Annotated in this window: 1 protein-coding gene; it reads right to left on the bottom strand. The window is 48.1% G+C overall.

What is annotated here, in order from left to right; all coding sequences use genetic code 11:
• The coding region (locus ABR397_RS23295) for a hemagglutinin repeat-containing protein (protein WP_350307773.1) at positions 1-457 on the bottom strand (457 nt) is incomplete at both ends.

The following is a 457-nucleotide window of genomic DNA, read 5'->3' as shown; positions in this document are numbered from 1 at the left end:
CATCGCCCCTTTGGCCGCCAGTTTGGCGGACTGGAAAAGAATACTGCCGGTTGAGATAACCGTAAGTATGCCGCCGCTGGTTAATTCAGTGCCCTGCTGAGTCACTGATTCAGTGAATTCCCTGCCGTTTTCCCGGTAGATGTGATTTTGCACCGATTCGAAACGCATATTACCGCCAGAGGAGAGGGTGACATCGCCACCGGAAGTCAATTGAGCACCCGCAGTGGTGATAGCGCCATTTGCCGCCATCGTCAGTTTTTTATCGCCGCGGATTTGAGCAATAATATGTCGGTCATCTTTGTTGTTATCATTAGCCTGGTTAATGACAGAATAAGCCAGGGAAGGCAATGTGATATTTCTTCCGGCGGATAATAATGTATTACCGTTAGCCTGTATCTGAACGGCTTTCCCGTTAATATCCCCGCCACTGATGATACTGATATTATTCTTTGCTGTG

This window comes from Photorhabdus viridis, from assembly GCF_040256935.1.
In the GTDB taxonomy this organism is placed as follows: Bacteria; Pseudomonadota; Gammaproteobacteria; order Enterobacterales; family Enterobacteriaceae; genus Photorhabdus; species Photorhabdus viridis.
Note: the sequence above shows the minus strand (reverse complement) of the source record. Positions and strands in the feature narration are given on the sequence as shown.